This window comes from Duganella lactea (genome assembly GCF_009857505.1).
Taxonomy (GTDB): Bacteria; Pseudomonadota; Gammaproteobacteria; order Burkholderiales; family Burkholderiaceae_D; genus Rugamonas; species Rugamonas lactea.
Map to the genome: position 1 here is coordinate 76,233 of NZ_WWCP01000021.1, position 16,565 is coordinate 92,797.

Sequence of the window (16,565 nt, forward strand, 5' to 3'; positions counted from 1 at the left end):
ATTCCCCTGCAGACGACAAGAAAATGGCCAGGCTTGCGTTCACAAGTCTGGCCACTGTACGGCGCTAGGCGGCCTTACTTGGCATGTACGACTTTGCCGTCCTTGACTTCACCGAAAACGGTGATGTCGGCGGTGATGGCTTCGTGATCGTCCTTGCTGTATGGTTTGTCGTAGGTGGTGACGACGCCTTCGACTTTTTCCTTGAGGTTTTCCAGCGCGGCCTTCACTTTCGGGCCGTCGGTGCTGCCGGCCTGCTTGATGGCGGCGGCCAGCAGATAGATGGAGTCGTAGCCCTGCGCGGCCGACACCGGCGACGGCATGCGACCCTGCGGCGGGTTGTAGGCTTTGATGTAGGCGTCGATGAAGGCCTTGCGCTTCGGCGTGTTCGGCTCCTGGATGAAGGTCTGCGGCATGCGGGTGCCGTTACCGTTCTTGCCGGCGTTGTCGATGAAGTTCGCCATCGACAGCGTCCAGCTGCCGATCAGCGGCACTTTCCAACCCAGTTTTTCCATGCCGTTGGCGATCTGCGCCAGTTCGGGGCCGATGCCGTAGGTCAGCACCACTTCGGCGCCGGCCTGCTTGGCCTTCAGCAGTTGGGCCGTCATGTCGACGTCCTTGATGTTGTACTTCTCGACCGCCACCGCCTTCATGCTGCGCGCGGCCAGTACTTTTTCCAGGTCTTCACGGCCCAACTGGCCGTAATTGGTGGAATCGGCGAGGATGGCGACCTTTTTGAATTTGCGATTATCGACCGCTTCCTTGATGATCATCTGCGACTGAATCTGGTCATTGGCGGAGTTGCGGAAGATGTAGTTCTCCGGCTCCTTGGCAAACTGCTGGGTAATGATGGAACCGGTGGCGACGTTGTTCATCACCGGGATTTTGGCTTCCTGGTAGAAGCGCTGCGAAGCCAGCGCCACGCCGGTGTTGATGTAGCCGACGGTGGCGACCACCCGTTCCTTGTTGATCAGCTCTTGCGCGATCTGCACGCCGCGTTCATTCTTCGCTTCGTCGTCGCGTTCCACCAGCTGGATCTGGCGGCCAAGCACGCCGCCTTTGGCGTTGATCTCCGTCGCCGCGAGCTTGACGCCGTCGCGCATCGACACGCCCATCGGCGCCGAACCACCGGTGAACGGACCGGCAACGCCAATCTTGATGGGATCAGCCGCCTGAGAGGCGGCCGCGAAACCGAATGCCAACCCTGCAACGAGCAATTTCAACTTGAAGTTCATCTGTCATCTCCTGTTATACAACGTTTTTTAGTAGTCGTAAGCTGGAAAGTCGCCCCATCAGAAAACCATTGTAGGTTAGTAGAACTTCATCAGCAACAGATTGATGTGCCGCATCGCAGCAAGGGTATCGATGTAAGTTTTGCGTAAGCTTTATTGGCCGGATCTGGCCTGTTTCAAGGCGCGGTTGGCGAAGCGCATCTGCGTTTCCGCCAGCGCCTCGTTGCGCTCGAATCCCATGGAACCGTCGCGCAGACCGATGGCCATGGCCATCACAGCTTCCGGATATTCGAGGTCCGCCGCTTTTTCGATCCAGCGGCGGGCGACGATGTCGTCGCGTTTGACGCCGTCGCCGGCGAGATAGAGTTTGGCCAGCGCGTACATCGCGGCCGGCGTCTGGCGGCTGGCGGCGAATTGCAGCCAGTGGGCGGCGGCCTTCATGTCGCGCGCCACGCCCATGCCGTTCTGGTACATCATGCCGAGATAATAGGCCGCGTGCGGATCGCCTTTCTGCGCCGCGCCGCTGAACAACTGGAAGGCGCGCGGCAAGTCGGCCGGCGTGCGCGCGGAACCACGCAGGTACAGACGCGCCTCCTCCACCGGGCCAGCCGAAGCGCCGCCAGCCAGCGCCAGGCCGGCGGCGATCACAATCGCGGCGACGGCGCGGGAGGTCTTCATTTGCTCAAGTCGATGGCGTAGAGCGCGAAGCCTTTGCCGGCGCCGTCATCGGCTTTCAGCTGGCTGACCGAGGTCAGGCCGGCTTCGCGCGCGAGGTCCAGCATACCGGGCGCGGAACGGAATACCACCGGGCCTTTCGTGGTGACCGGTGCGAAACGCCAGCTGCGGGTGGCGCCGTTGCGGGCGCGCGTCAGTTCCCTGGTCTTCTGGATGTAGGCGATCAGCACATCACGGCTGGAGTCCGGCGCGGCGATGACGGTCTTGCTGCCGTCCAGGCCGGGGAATCCGCCGCCACCGCTGGCACGATAGTTATTGGTCGCCACCAGGAACTCCCGCGACGGCGACAGCGGCGCGCCCTGATAGCGCAGGTTGACGATGCGCTGGCCGACAGGCTGCGTCACGTCGATCTGGTAGCTGACATCCGCATCGGTCAGCATGTCGAAGTTAAAGCCGGAAAAGCCGGTGTTGACCAGCTCCTGCGGCGCACTGCTGCCCGGATCGATGCGGTTGAAACGCTCGGCCGACTTTTCCAGCCACGCCTTCAACTGCGCGCCGTTCACTTTAACGGCATGCAGCGCGTTCGGATACAGATAGAGGTCGGCGGCGTTGTTCAAGGCGACCGCGCCGGGTTTGACGTCGGTGTAGTCGGCCACGCCGGCGGCGCCGGTCTTGAACGGTGACGCCATCGATAGCACCGGCAGCGCGGCATATTGCGGCAAATTGGCCTTCACAAAATCCCGCACGTAGGCGGTTTGCGCCTGGTTCACCAACTCGATCGCGCTGACGTCGCCGACATCGGCAAAGTAGCTGCTCATGCGGAAATCGCTATTGCCGACCGCCGTCTTCACATACCGGATCGTGGCCGCATGTTCCTCGGCGACCAGCGCGGCGATGGCCGGATCGGGCGCAACATAGCTGCCGTCCGGCTGGCGGATGGCGCGCGCTTCGACCGTGGTGCGCGACTTGTCGACCACCCAGCGCTTGCCGTCGTATTTCAGATGCAGGCCGATAACGCCCAGGTGTTTGCCCCAAAGGCTGGCCATCACCGCCGGCACGCCGTGGATGGCGCCCTTGGTTTTGTCGACGCCCGGCAGGTTGAAACCGGCGGCCTTGCTGGCGGCGTCCGGGAACGGCAAGTGCGCGTGGCCGATCAGCAGCGCGTCCACACCCGGCACTTGCGCCAGGTAGTAGTTGGCATTCTCCATTTGCGGCGTGTAAGGCGCGCCGTCTACGCCGCCGTGCGAGATGGCCACCACCAGATCGGCGCCCTCGGCGCGCATTTGCGGAATGTACTTCTGCGCCGACTCGCGCACGCCCTCGGCGTAGACCTTCCCTTCCAGCCAGGCCTTGTCCCACGACAGCACGCCCGGCGGCGTGAAGCCTATCAGGCCAATCTTGATGGTGCCGCGCAGCGGCTTGCCTTCCGGCCCAGTCCCGATGATTTCACGGGTAACGATGCGGTACGGCGCAAACAGCGGCTTGCGCGTGCGGACGCTGTAGATATTCGCTAGCACGATGGGAAAATCGGGACCGGCGCAACGCGGCGCGTCGGCCGGCACGCCATCGACGTCGAAATGGCTGCCGGTGACCTGGTTCAGGTAGGCCAGGCCGTAGTTGAATTCGTGATTGCCGATGCCCGCCGCGTCGAACTTCAGCAGGTTCATGGCCTTGTAAATCGCCAGCGTCTGGCCGCAGGCCACCGGATTGACCAGCGCCTGATAGTCGGCCAGCGCCGTGCCTTGCAGGGCGTCGCCATTGTCGATCAGCAGATTGTTGGGATATTCTGCGCGCGCCTGCTTAATCAGCGTCGCCGTGCGTTCCAGCCCGAGCGCCGGATCGGCCTGCAGTTTGTAATAATCATAACTCAGCACATTGGCATGCAGGTCGCTGGTCTCCAGCAGCGCAAACGAGGCCTGGGCACCGCTGCGCGGACCGTTATCGAACGGGAAGCCGGAACAGCCGGCGAGCAGCAGGGGCAAGGCAGCAAAGACAAGGCGCATGGACGGCGGTATGAAGTAACGGGCCAGCATATTCTAGCCGCTTTGTGGCCTAAAAGGCAGCATTTCGCGGTTGCGACACGGCTGACGGCGCGGCCGCTGGGAGAGCGTAGCCGCTTACGGTATAATCCAAGGTTTGATTTCAGCCTGAGAAAAGAAGAAAACCATGGAAGCCGAACGCATCAACGCCCTCACCTCCCTGCTCGCCGACCTGACCACGCGCGAAGCCGAACTTCGGAGGTATCTTTGACTTCGACAGCAAAGTCGACAAGCTCGAACAAGTAAACGGCGAGCTGGAAGATCCGGCCGTCTGGAACGATCCAAAGAAAGCCCAGGACCTGGGCAAAGAGAAAAAATCGCTGGAAGCGGTGGTCGATGCCCTGACCAAGGCCGACGCCGACCTGAAAGACATGGCCGACCTGATTGACATGGCCAAGGAAGAAGGCGACGACGACACGCTGGAAGCGCTGATCGTGGACGCCGAAGAAGTCCGTAAAGTCATCGAAGGCATGGAATTCCGCCGCATGTTCAGCAATCCGATGGACCCGAACAACTGCTTCGTCGACATCCAGGCCGGCGCCGGCGGCACCGAGGCCCAGGACTGGGCGTCGATGCTGCTGCGCCAGTACCTGCGCTATTCCGAGCGCAAAGGCTTCAAGGTCGAGATCATGGAGCAGTCCGACGGCGAGGTGGCCGGCATCAAGACCGCGACGCTGAAAGTGGAAGGCGAATACGCCTACGGCTTCCTGCGCACCGAAACCGGCGTGCACCGTCTGGTGCGCAAGTCGCCGTTCGACTCGGCCGGCGGCCGCCACACCTCGTTCGTGTCGCTGTTCGTGTATCCGGAAGTGGACGACTCGATCGACATCGAGATCAATCCCGCCGACCTGCGTATCGACACCTACCGCGCATCCGGCGCCGGCGGTCAGCACATTAACAAAACCGACTCCGCTGTGCGTCTGACCCACGGCCCGTCGGGCATCGTGGTCCAGTGCCAGAATGACCGCTCGCAGCACCGCAACAAGGCTGAGGCGATGGAAATGCTGAAGGCGAAACTGTACGAACTGGAACTGCGCAAGCGCATGAGCGAGCAGCAGAAACTGGAGGACTCCAAGACCGACGTCGGCTGGGGCCATCAGATCCGCTCCTATGTGCTGGACCAGTCGCGCATCAAGGACTTGCGCACCAACTTCGAGACCGGCAACACCAAGGGCGTGTTGGACGGCGATCTTGACGACTTCATTTCGGCTTCGCTCAAACAAGGCGTTTAATGACGAATTCCACGCAACGTGCCTTCATCTTCGACATGGACGGCACCATCGTCGACAATATGTCCTTCCACGTGAAATCGTGGCTGGAATTCTTCCAGCGTCGCGGCCACGTGCTCGATGCGGATGACTTCTTCCGCAACACGGCCGGCCGCCAGGGCCATGAAATCATGAGCACCTACTTCGGCAAGTCGCTGACCAAGGAAGAAAGCGCGGCCCTCGATTTCGAGAAGGAAGCGCTGTACCGCGAGATGTACGCGCCGCACCTGGCGCCGACCGCCGGCTTCGTCGACTTCATCGCGCGCGCCAAGGCGGCCGGCATCAAGCTGGCCGTGGCCACCGCCGCGCCGAACGAAAACATCGACTTCACGCTGGACGGCCTGGATCTGCGCAAGGAGTTCAACGCCATCGCCGGCGCCGCCGACGTGGCGCGCGGCAAGCCGAATCCGGACGTGTTCCTGCTGGCCGCCGAGCGCGCCGGCACGCTGCCCGAAAACAGCATCGTGTTCGAAGACGCGCCGCTGGGCGTGGAAGCGGCACGCCGCGCCGGCATGCGCGCCGTGGTCCTGACAACCACGTTGCCGGCTGACGCGTTTAAGGAATTCGACAACGTCATCGCCGTCGTGCGCGACTTCAGCGAGCTGGATGTGGACGCGCTGTTCGCCTCCGCCACCAACTAAACATCACCTCAATAAAAGTAAAGACCATGACTACGGATCTTCAAGACCAAGCAGCCGCTCCCGACGAAAACAAAATCATTGCGGAGCGCCGCGCCAAGCTGGCCGCCATCCGCGAGCAAGGCGTCGCCTTCCCGAACGACTTCAAGCCCGAACACAAGGCCGCCGACCTGCACGCGCAGTATGGCGAGAAGACCCGCGAAGAGCTGGAAGCCGCTCCGGTCACCGTCAAGCTGGCGGGCCGCATGATGCTCAAGCGCGAAGCCGGCAAGAAGGCCGCTTTCGCCACGCTGCAGGATTCGTCGGGCCCGGAAGCTAACGGCCGTATCCAGATCTACGCCACGCTGGACCTGACCGGCGAAGCCGCCATGGCAGCCCTGCACCACTACGACCTCGGTGATATCCTGGGCGTGGTCGGCACCCTGTTCAAGACCAAGACCGACGAACTGACCATCAAGGTCACCGAACTGCGTCTGATCACCAAATCGCTGCGCCCACTGCCGGATAAATTCCACGGCCTGGCCGACCAGGAAACCAAGTACCGCCAGCGCTACGTGGACCTGATCATGAACGAAGAGACCCGACGCACGTTCAAGGCGCGTACCGCCGCGATGTCGTCGATCCGCCGTTTCATGGAAAAGCACGAGTTCATGGAAGTGGAAACCCCGATGCTGCACCCGATTCCGGGCGGCGCCGCGGCCAAGCCATTCATCACCCACCACAACGCGCTGGACATGCAGATGTACCTGCGTATCGCGCCCGAGCTGTACCTGAAGCGCCTGGTGGTCGGCGGCTTTGACCGCGTGTTCGAGATCAACCGCAACTTCCGTAACGAAGGCGTGTCGGTCCGCCACAATCCAGAATTCACGATGATGGAGTTCTACGCGGCCTACACCGATTACCAGTGGCTGATGGACTTCACCGAATCGGTGATCCGTCAGGCCGCCATCGACGCCAAGGGCACCGCGGTGCTGACCTACGGCGGCCGTGAGCTGGACCTGTCCAAACCCTTCCACCGTCTGACCATCGTTGGCGCCATCAACAAGTTCGCTCCGCACTACACTGACGAACAGCTGAACGATGCGGAATTCATCAAGAAAGAACTGCTGAAGTTCGGCGTGAAGCCATTCGCCACCGCCGGCCTGGGCGCGCTGCAACTGGCGCTGTTCGAAGAAACCGCCGAAGCGCAGCTGTGGGAGCCGACCTTCATCATCGACTACCCGGTCGAAGTGTCGCCGCTGGCACGCGCCTCGGATACCCGCGAAGGCATCACCGAGCGCTTCGAGCTGTTCATGGTTGGCCGCGAGATCGCCAACGGCTTCTCGGAGTTGAACGATGCGGAAGACCAGTCGGCCCGCTTCCTGTCGCAAGTGGCGGCCAAGGATGCCGGCGATGAAGAGGCGATGTTCTACGACGCCGACTACATCCGCGCGCTGGAATATGGCATGCCGCCGGCCGGTGGTTGCGGCATCGGCATCGACCGCCTGATGATGCTGCTGACCGACTCGCCGAACATCCGCGACGTACTGCTGTTCCCGCACCTGCGCCGCGAAGAGTAATCTTCAGCGCCGGCGCCCAGCGGGTCCGCGCTCGCTCCACGCGGGCGCGGAATTAAGCTTACTGAATCACCCGATAACACGGGGTGTAAGGCTTGCCGGCCAGTTTCATGCGGCTTTGTGCGACGAAGGACGCCAGCAGCGCGTCCATCGGCCCCATGATTTGCTTGTCGCCGTGGATTTCGAAGTGACCGTGCTTCTCGATCGCGCGCATCCCCTCTTCCTTGACGTTCCCCGCCACCACCCCCGAAAACGCGCGGCGCAGATTGGCCGCCAGCAGGTGCACCGGCTGGTTCTTGTGCAGGCTCAGATTGCGCATGTTCTCGTGCGTCGGCGGGAATGGGCGCTGGAATTCGCTGTCGATTTTCAGGCCCCAATTGTAGTAGTACGCGTCGCTGCGCAACTTGCGGAACTCGCGCACCATCTTGATCCCGGCCTGCATCTCGCGCGCCACCATCTCCGGATCATCGATGATGATCTTGTAGCGCTGTTGCGCCTCGGGGCCCAGCGTGTCGTGGATGAACTGGTTGATCTGCACGAAGTACTCGCGCGAGGTTTCCGGGCCGGTGAAGATCAGCGGGAACGGAATGTCGGCGTTATCCGGGTGCAGCAGGATACCGAGGATGTACAGGATCTCTTCGGCCGTGCCGGCGCCGCCCGGGAACACCACGATGCCATGGCCGGTGCGCACAAACGCTTCCAGACGCTTTTCAATGTCCGGCATGATCACCAGTTCATTGACGATCGGGTTTGGCGACTCGGCGGCAATGATGCCTGGCTCGGTGATGCCCAGATAGCGGCCGCGATTCAAGCGCTGCTTGGCGTGGCCGATGGTGGCGCCCTTCATCGGCCCCTTCATCGCGCCCGGGCCGCAGCCGGTGCAGATGTCCAGGTCGCGCAATCCCATGGCGTAGCCGACTTCCTTCGAGTAGTTGTACTCGGCGCGGTTGATCGAGTGGCCGCCCCAGCACACCACCAGGTTCGGGTTGAGCATCGGCTTCAACACGCCGGCGTTGCGCAGAATGTGAAAGACGGCGTCGGTGATGCCTTCGGTCTTGTCCAGATCGAACTTGGGATTGCCGGTGATCTCGTTGCTGACAAAGATGATATCGCGCAGCACCGAGAACAGGTGCTCGTGGATACCCTTGATCATTTTGCCGTCGACGAAGGCGATCGCCGGCGCGCCCTTGATATCGAGCTTGATGCCGCGCTCGCGCTGGACGATGCTGATATCGAACGATTGATAGCGTTCCAGCAGTTCCTTGCCATCGTCGATGGTGCTGCCGCAATTGAGCACCGCCAGGGCGCACTTGCGGAAGACGTTATACAAGCCTCCTTTGCCAGAATCGAGCAGCTTGTTGACTTCTGCCTTGGAGAGAATTTCCAACTGGCCTTCCGGGGAAATCTGGGTATCGACAACGTCATATTCCATGATGCGTAAATCCTATTCAGTTTCTATGGGTGGTGCGCCACCAATATACGACAAGTCAGCCGCGCGTGGGCCAGAGATTATGAACACTAATTGTTAGCACTAAGAACACATTTGTGCAGTGCAGCTATCAAAAAGTCCGTTGCCGGCGATTTGTAGATTAAAATGGCGCCCAATTTGGCCTCCCCACAAGGGACGCCAGTTCCTTTCGACCACCATTATTAGGAGGAGCCGCATGAGCGGTGCGACCCACACCACCCACACGGAAGCCACTATTCCGGAATTTAAGCAGATCATGGGGCATCCCGCCCCACTGTGGATGTTGTTCATGACCGAGTTCTGGGAACGCTTTGCGTTCTACGGCATACGTTGGGCGCTGGTGCTCTACGTGGTGGCACAGTTCTACAACGGCGACGCGGCCGGCGAATCGTCGGCCAATCTGGTGTACGGCTCCTACCTGGCGCTGGTGTACGCGGCGGCGCTGTTCGGTGGTTATGTGGCCGACCGGGTGCTGGGCTATCAGCGCTCGATTCTGATGGGGGCCGCCTTCATGGCGGCCGGCCTGTTCATGATCGCGCTGCCGAATGAAACCATTTTCAAATTCGGCCTGGCCACCATCATCGTCGGCAACGGCATGTTCAAGCCTAACATCTCGACCATGGTCGGCAAGCTGTACACCACGCTCGACCCGCGTCGCGATTCCGGCTTCACCATCTTCTACATGGGCATCAACGCCGGCGCCATGGTCGCGCCGGTGCTGACCGAGTGGCTGGCCGCGACCGTCTTTGGCACCGACGGCATGCCCGCCTATAAAGTGGTGTTCATCTCGGCCGGCGTCGGCATGCTGATCAGCCTGGTGTGGTTCTTCATCGGCCGCGCCCAGCTCAAGGGCATCGGCGCGCCAAACGCGCAGACCGCCGATCCGAAACGCCTGCTGTACGTGGCGGTCGGTGCGCTGTGCGTGATTCCGCTGGTGTACACGCTGCTGGCGGCCGGCGCCGCCAACCTGCAAGGGGTGCTGACGGTGCTGTTCATCATCCTGTCGGTGATGCTGCTGATCGAAGGCATCAAGAACGGCAAGGTGGCGCGCGACAAGGTCATCGCCATGCTGCTGATCTTCTTCTTCAACATCACCTTCTGGTGCTTCTTCGAGCAGGCCGGCAGCTCGTTCACCTTCCTGGCCGAGAAGATCGTCGACCGCGAGATGTTCAACTGGACCTTCCCGGTGGCCTGGTTCCAGACCGTGAACTCGCTGGCCATCATCACCTGCGCGCCGATCATCGCGTTCATCTGGGTGGCGATGGGCCGTTTCAATCCGTCGATTCCACGCAAGTTCGGCCTGGGCCTGATCTTCAACGGCAGCGCGTTCCTGCTGCTGATGGTCGCGCTGTCGAGCATGGTGGACGCCAACAACAAGATTCCGTTCTGGACCCTGTTCATGGTCTACGTGCTGCAATCGATCGGTGAGCTGTGCCTGTCGCCGATCGGCCTGTCGATGGTGACCAAGCTGGCGCCGACCCGCCTGGTGGGTCTGGGCATGGGCGGCTGGTTCCTGTCGACCGGTATCGGCAACAACCTGTCGGGCATGTTTGCCTCGTGGGTATCGGGGGAAAGCGGCATGTCGCTGTCGTCGGCGCTGCACGGCTACACCTTCGGCTTCTGGTCGCTGATCGGCGCCGGCGCGCTGCTGTTCGTGATCGCGCCGCTGATTCAGAAACTGATGCATGGTGTGAAGTAATCACAGCATCGTCGTTCCCACACAGGCGGGAACGATGATGCTGGCGCCGCTTGCTTATCTGCTTAGCGGGTGGGCGTCGAGCCAGGTCTGGAGCCGTTCGGCCGCATCGGTCGGCAGGTGCAGGCCCAGCTTGGTGCGGCGCCACAGAATATCCTCGGCGGTACGCGCCCATTCATAGCGACGCTGATATTCAACCTCGGCCTCGTACAGGCCGGGAACGATTTCCTCGCCCAACTCTTCCAGACTCCCCCGGTGACACAGCAGGGTATGGATGCGGGTGCCGTAGGCGCGGCAGTAGCGCGTCAACAGCGCGACCGGCAACCAGGAATAGCGCTGCTGCTGCGCGCGCGCCCACAACCCAAACTCCTGCACCGAACGGTTTTGCGGCTCGGAGCCGAACAGGTCGCCGCCCGGCAGGCAGGCGTTGTGCGTCCAGCCGCCATGGCGGTTGTCCAGCGCCTTGGCGATATGGTCAACCGCCTCTTCCGCCAGCTTGCGGAAGGTGGTGATCTTGCCGCCGAACACGCTCAACATCGGCGGCCCATCGCTATCGATCTCCAGTCGGTAATCGCGCGTGACGGCCTTGGCGTCGGCGCCATCCTCCACCAGCGGCCGCACGCCGGAATACGTCCACACCACGTCCGAGGGCACAACAGGCTGGGTAAAATACTGGCTGGCCAGCTGGCACAGGTAGGCGATCTCGTCTTCGCTGATGGCGACTTGGTTGGCGTCGCCGTGATAATCCAGATCGGTGGTGCCGATCAGCGTGAAGTCATGCTCATACGGGATGGCAAACACGATGCGCCCGTCCCGGTTCTGAAAGATATAGGCGTTATCGTGCTCGAAAATCCGCTTGACCACGATGTGGCTGCCCTTGATCAGCCGCAGATGGCCGCCGCCCTCCTTCGGCAAGGTCGCGTGCAGCAGCTTGGCCGTCCACGGCCCGGCCGCGTTCACCACATAACGGGCGTTGACGCGGATCTGGCCGCAACTGGGCTTGAACAGCGTGGCCTGCCAGTCGGCCGCCTTGCGCTCCAGTTTCTGGCAGATCGCCTGGGTCAGGATGGTGGCGCCCTTCTCGCCCGCGTCGATGGCGTTGAGCACCACCAGCCGGGCATCGTCGACCCAGCCGTCGGAATAGATGAAGCCGCGCTTGAATTCCGGCTTCAGCGGCCGGCCAGCCTCGTGGCAGCGCAGGTTGACGCCGGACGACGCCGGCAGCAGTTCGCGCCGCGCCAGCATGTCATATAAGTACAGCCCGGCGCGCACCAGCAACGCGGGGCGCTGACCGGGCGCGTGCGGCATCACAAAGCGCAGCGGCCACATGATGTGCGGCGCGGCGCGCAGCAACACCTCGCGCTCGATCAGCGCCTTGCGCACCAGATTGAATTCGCAATACTCCAGATAGCGCAGGCCGCCGTGGATCAGTTTGGTCGAGGCCGACGAGGTGTGCGCGGCCAGATCATCCTTCTCGCACAGCACCACGGACAGCCCCCGGCCCGCCGCGTCACGGGCGATGCCGGCGCCGTTGATGCCGCCGCCGATGATCAGTACATCGCAATCGAGTATGTGCTGCGGTTCCGCCATGTGGTCCCTTTGGAGCTGTATACCTGTACGTTACGACAAGTAACGCCAAGTAACAATAGCCATGATCTATAATCGCCCAACCTTCTGCAACCTAGAGATGATGCTTTGGCAACCTCCAACGTCCAACCGCCCACGTGGCTGAACCGTCGCAATATGATCCGTGCCCTGATCGGCGTCGGCCTGGCAGGCCTCGCGGCCGGCGGCCTGCTGCTCGCCTACATGCTGCTGTACATCGCCCCCAACCTGCCGTCGCTGGAGGCGATCACCGACTACCGTCCCAAGATTCCGCTGCGCGTCTACACCGCCGACAACGCCCTGATCGGCGAATTCGGCGAAGAGCACCGCGACTTCATCGCCATCAAGGACATGCCGGAGATGATGAAAAAGGCGCTGCTGTCGATCGAAGACAAGCGTTTTTACGAGCATAACGGCATCGACTACGTGCGCGTGCTGGGCGCGGTGCGCTCCAATCTGGGCGGCTCGTTCCGCCAGGGCGGCTCGACCATCACCATGCAGGTGGCGCGCAACTTCTACCTGACGCGCGATAAAGTGATCGGCCGCAAGCTTCAGGAAGTGATGCTGGCCCTGAAAATAGAGGCAGCGCTAAGCAAGGATCAGATTCTGGAGCTGTACATGAACCAGATCTACCTGGGCCAGCGCTCGTTCGGCTTCGGCAGCGCGGCGCAGACGTACTTCGGCAAGTCGCTGAAGGAGCTGGACGTGGCCGAGATGGCGATGCTGGCCGGGCTGCCACAGAATCCGGCCCGCCACAATCCGATCAGCAATCCCAAGCGCGCCAAGCAGCGCCAGCAAATCGTGCTGCGCATGATGCGCGACCAGGACCTCATCAACGAAGACCAGTACAAGAAGGCCGCGCACGAGACGCTGCACTTCGCGCGCAAGGGCCAGGACTTTGACGTCCACGCCGAATATGTGGCCGAACTGGCGCGCCAGACGGTGTACGCGCAGTTCAAGGAAGAGTCGTACACGCGCGGCATCAGCGTCTACACCACGATTCTGAAGGCCGACCAGAAGGCCGCCTACGAATCGACCCGCCGCAATGTGCTGAACTATGACCAGCGCCACGGCTATCGCGGCCCGGAAACCATCATCGCGCTGCCGGAGAACGAGGAAGAACGCGACGACGCCATCGAGGAAGCGCTGCAGAAGCGCCCCGGCAGCGATGGTCTGATCCCGGCGGTGGTGCTGGTGGCCGGCCCGAAAGCGGTCAAGGTGCAGAATCCGTCCGGCGAGGAAATCACCATCAGCGGCGACGGCCTGCGCCTGGCCGCCAGCGCGCTGAGCGACAAGGCCAAGGACACCGTGCGCCTGCGTCCGGGCGCGGTGATCCGCATCATGCAATCGGAGAAAGGCGCCTGGAGCATCAGCCAGGTGCCGCAGGTGGCGGCGGCCTTCGTGTCGATCGACGCGGTGACCGGCGCCTACCATGCCATGGTCGGCGGTTTCGATTACAACCTGCAGAAATTCAACCACGTCACGCAGGCGTGGCGCCAACCGGGCTCCTCGATCAAGCCGTTCGTCTACTCGGCGTCGCTGGAGCGCGGCTTCTCACCGCTGACGCTGATCAACGACGTGCCGCTGAACCTGACCGGCGCCGAAACCGGCAACGAAGCCTGGTCGCCGAAAAACGACGACGGCAAGTTCGACGGCCCGATCACCATGCGCACCGCGCTGTCGGAGTCGAAAAACGTCGCCTCGGTGCGCATCCTGCGCGCGATCGGCGTGCCGTATGCGCACGGCTACCTCGGCAAGTTCGGCTTCGACCTGGCCAAGCATCCGAAAAACCTGACCATGGCGCTGGGCACCGGCTCGGTCACGCCGGCCCAGCTGGCCGGCGCCTACTCGGTGTTCGCCAACGGCGGCTATTCGGTCGAGCCTTACCTGATCGCCAAGATCGTCGATGGCGACGGCAAGGTCATCTCGGCAGTGCAGCCGCGCGCCACGCTGCCCGACGAGGCGCGCGTGATCGACCCGCGCAACGCCTTCGTCACCGACAGCATGCTGCGCCAGGTGACGCGCACCGGCACCGGCGCCGCCGCCGCGCGACTGGGCCGCTCGGACATCGCCGGCAAGACCGGCACCTCCAGCGACGCGGTCGATGGCTGGTTCGCCGGCTACGGCGGCGGCATCGTGGCGGTATCGTGGATGGGCTATGACGATTCGCGCTCGCTGGGCGGCAAGGAATTCGGCTCCAGTGTAGCGCTGCCGATCTGGATCGACTACATGCGCGTGGCGCTGCAAGGCCGGCCGGCGCAGGAGCGGCAGGTCCCGGCCGGCCTGACGCAGGTGGACGGCGAATGGCTGTACGACGAATTCACCGGCGACACCGCCCATCCGCCGCTGGACTTCGACAGCACGCCGTCGGGCGCCGAGAACGTGGTCCCTGGCACCCCGGCCGGGCCACCGGGCACGCCCGCGACACCAGCCCCGGCCACCGCGCCCAACGCCGAGAACATCAAGCCGCAGCCGACCGGCCCTGGCCGCTAAGCCCGGCGGGTGGCGGCTACTGGTTCGCCGCCGCCCGTCCGGCGCGCTGCAACGCAAGCGCCTGGCCCCATAGCGCATCAAAGATAGCGGCATATTTCGGCGTATCCTGTTCGCACAGCGAGGTGTTGGTGAACAGGATCACGCCCACCTCGCCGGTCAGGTCGGCCAGCATCTCGGTCTTGATGCCGGGACCGCCGTCCGGGTAGGTGGCAATGCCGTACAAGGGAATCGGAATGCTGATCCCACCCTGCTAAACATACAGTTTGGCATGCTGGTCCAGCGGCACATCGGCCAGGGACCATCCGGTGCGCCGCATGTTCAGCGGCGTGAAGAAGTGGCGCCGGGTGTACTGGCTGAGTTTTTCCCCGGTCGCCAGCTCGACGATATAGCCTGCCAGCGCGGCGCCGATATTGGAGTATTCCCGATGCGTGCCCGGCTTGACGTTCAGGTAGTTGGCGCGGTCATAGTGCTTGCCGTCGGGGGCGAAGTAGTCGCGCAGGAAGTCGCCCAGCGCCAGCGGCGCATCGCCGCTGTAGTCGTAGACGCCTTCGTAGACCTCCCAGCGGTCGGTAATGCCGGACGTGTGGGTGGCCAGTTGCCGCAGCGTGATCGCCTCCTTGGGGAACCGGGGATTCACCACCGGGAACGGCAGGTGGGTGCTGATATTCTCATCGAGCGACAGCTTGCCTTCCTGCACGGCGCGCATGACCGCGGCGCCGGTGAAGGTCTTGCTGATCGAGCCGATGTTCATGATGGTGTCTGGCGTGAACGGGATCTGGCGCGCCTTGTCGGCGAAACCGTAGCCCTTGCTCCAGACGACTTGCTTGTCGACGATGATGGCCGCGCCCAGCCCGACAATGCCGGCCTCGCCCATCTTCTGCCGAACCAATCCGTCGAGCGCGGCGCCGGCATCGTCGGCCAACGCCGGCCGCACCAGCAGAATGGCCGCAGCCGCGATAAATGTGACCAGCTTGCTGCTGAGGCGCATAGACATCCTTTCGTTATGGCATGAGATAACCGCGCGCCATGCGCACGGCACTGTCGGCGAAGCGGTCGGGGCCGATGTCGGCGGCACGGTACTTCCAGCGCTTGACGTACCAGTCCTGGAACGCGGCCATGATGTGGGCGGCGATCAGGTCGGGGTTGCCGTTGTGGCCCGGCACCTTGGCGATGATGTTGGCGAACAGCGTCTGCACGTGCAGCTCCGATTCCTTGGCTGTACCGCGTTGCTCGGCCTGCAATACGCGCGAATCCATGAAGACGAAATAGAACCAAGGCTGCAGTATCTCCGACACGTAGATCGAGGCGCGGATCAGCGCCTCCAGCCGGTCCAGCGGGTCGGTGACATCGGTGAACATCTTCGGCACTTCGAGGGTGGCGTGGCGCACCACGTCTTCGATCATCTCGGCCAGTTGGTCCTTGCTGCTGATGTAGCCGTACAGTCCGCCCATCGACAGCCCGGTCTCACCGCACAGGTCGCGCAGGTTCATGGCGCGGAAGCCGACCTCATTGGCCAGCTTGAAGGTCGCATTGAAGATTTTTTCCAGATTCTGCAACGCCGGCTTGCGGCGCTTGACCGTGATGCGATCAGCATAGCGGTCGAGCAGGTAGGCCCAGATGTTGACGCCATCGAGCGGCGTCATCGCCTGAAATTGTTGGAAGTCGAATTGGGCAGGCAAAGTTGTCCCTGTAGTTGGTTTTTGTTGTAATTATAACGCAGCGTTTGCCGGCACTGAGCAGTCACTCAATGGGCGTAGCGGGCGATAAAATACACGCCGCGGACGTGTAAGAAATTCTGTGTGTGCGGGGCCGGTTTTTAGTTAATCGCGTTCGTGAAGCGTTCGCCAAACATGATGGCAAATTGATTGGCCGCCAGCTTCCAAGTCCGCTGTGGCATC

General features: G+C 62.5%; 13 protein-coding genes. 5 read left to right on the forward strand and 8 right to left on the reverse strand.

Going from position 1 to position 16,565, the window contains the following annotated elements:
• Positions 1 to 74 precede the first annotated feature (74 nt).
• The 3 genes from GTP44_RS16960 to GTP44_RS16970 form a co-directional block, all read right to left on the reverse strand.
• Entirely contained in the window at positions 75 to 1,232 is a 1,158-nt protein-coding gene (locus tag GTP44_RS16960; RefSeq protein WP_161020378.1) for an ABC transporter substrate-binding protein, read from the reverse strand.
• A gap of 150 nt (positions 1,233 to 1,382) precedes the next feature.
• On the reverse strand, positions 1,383 to 1,907 hold the full coding sequence (locus tag GTP44_RS16965) for a tetratricopeptide repeat protein (protein ID WP_161020379.1): 525 nt from the start codon (positions 1,905 to 1,907) through the stop codon (positions 1,383 to 1,385).
• A complete protein-coding gene (locus GTP44_RS16970) occupies positions 1,904 to 3,907 on the reverse strand; it encodes a bifunctional 2',3'-cyclic-nucleotide 2'-phosphodiesterase/3'-nucleotidase (RefSeq protein WP_229256953.1) in 2,004 nt (667 codons plus the stop codon). Before GTP44_RS16970 ends, GTP44_RS16965 begins: the two co-directional genes overlap by 4 nt.
• 163 nt (positions 3,908 to 4,070) lie before the next feature.
• Between GTP44_RS16970 and prfB the strand changes: the two genes are divergently transcribed.
• From prfB to lysS, 3 genes are all read left to right on the forward strand, one after another.
• A protein-coding gene (prfB, locus tag GTP44_RS16975) for a peptide chain release factor 2 (protein ID WP_161020381.1) occupies positions 4,071 to 5,175 on the forward strand; the annotation gives its coding sequence in 2 pieces (ribosomal slippage) (positions 4,071 to 4,151 and positions 4,153 to 5,175; 1,104 coding nt in all).
• Positions 5,175 to 5,852, forward strand: a complete 678-nt coding sequence (locus GTP44_RS16980) for an HAD family hydrolase (RefSeq protein ID WP_160992026.1) — start codon at positions 5,175 to 5,177, stop codon at positions 5,850 to 5,852. The genes prfB and GTP44_RS16980 overlap by 1 nt, the downstream gene beginning before the upstream one ends.
• A gap of 26 nt (positions 5,853 to 5,878) precedes the next feature.
• Entirely contained in the window at positions 5,879 to 7,408 is a 1,530-nt protein-coding gene (gene lysS, locus GTP44_RS16985) for a lysine--tRNA ligase (protein WP_161020382.1), read from the forward strand.
• Positions 7,409 to 7,466: 58 nt separating this feature from the next.
• On the opposite strand, the gene ppnN is transcribed toward lysS, so the two are convergent.
• On the reverse strand, positions 7,467 to 8,837 hold the full coding sequence (ppnN, locus tag GTP44_RS16990; protein WP_160992024.1) for a nucleotide 5'-monophosphate nucleosidase PpnN: 1,371 nt from the start codon (positions 8,835 to 8,837) through the stop codon (positions 7,467 to 7,469).
• A 232-nt stretch (positions 8,838 to 9,069) separates the two neighbouring features.
• On the opposite strand from ppnN, the gene GTP44_RS16995 reads away from it, so the two are divergent.
• Positions 9,070 to 10,572, forward strand: coding sequence for a peptide MFS transporter (locus tag GTP44_RS16995; RefSeq protein WP_160992023.1), 1,503 nt, complete (start codon positions 9,070 to 9,072; stop codon positions 10,570 to 10,572).
• A gap of 54 nt (positions 10,573 to 10,626) precedes the next feature.
• Here the strand turns inward: GTP44_RS16995 and glpD are convergent, their stop codons facing one another.
• On the reverse strand, positions 10,627 to 12,159 hold the full coding sequence (gene glpD / locus GTP44_RS17000; protein ID WP_161020383.1) for a glycerol-3-phosphate dehydrogenase: 1,533 nt from the start codon (positions 12,157 to 12,159) through the stop codon (positions 10,627 to 10,629).
• Positions 12,160 to 12,312: 153 nt separating this feature from the next.
• On the opposite strand from glpD, the gene GTP44_RS17005 reads away from it, so the two are divergent.
• Complete coding sequence (locus GTP44_RS17005) at positions 12,313 to 14,667, forward strand: penicillin-binding protein 1A (RefSeq protein ID WP_161020384.1); 2,355 nt, start codon at positions 12,313 to 12,315, stop codon at positions 14,665 to 14,667.
• 16 nt (positions 14,668 to 14,683) lie between these two features.
• Here the strand turns inward: GTP44_RS17005 and GTP44_RS27230 are convergent, their stop codons facing one another.
• From GTP44_RS27230 to GTP44_RS17015, 3 genes are read right to left on the reverse strand one after another with little or no spacing between them, the layout of a single operon-like run.
• The gene (locus GTP44_RS27230; RefSeq protein ID WP_202424118.1) at positions 14,684 to 14,890 is read right to left on the reverse strand and encodes a hypothetical protein; all 207 of its coding nucleotides are present in this window, start codon (positions 14,888 to 14,890) and stop codon (positions 14,684 to 14,686) included.
• A 27-nt stretch (positions 14,891 to 14,917) separates the two neighbouring features.
• Positions 14,918 to 15,655, reverse strand: coding sequence for a serine hydrolase domain-containing protein (locus GTP44_RS17010; protein WP_202424119.1), 738 nt, complete (start codon positions 15,653 to 15,655; stop codon positions 14,918 to 14,920).
• A gap of 13 nt (positions 15,656 to 15,668) precedes the next feature.
• Positions 15,669 to 16,346: a TetR/AcrR family transcriptional regulator gene (locus GTP44_RS17015; protein ID WP_229256596.1), complete on the reverse strand. Its 678-nt coding sequence runs from the start codon at positions 16,344 to 16,346 to the stop codon at positions 15,669 to 15,671.
• Positions 16,347 to 16,565: the final 219 nt, after the last annotated feature.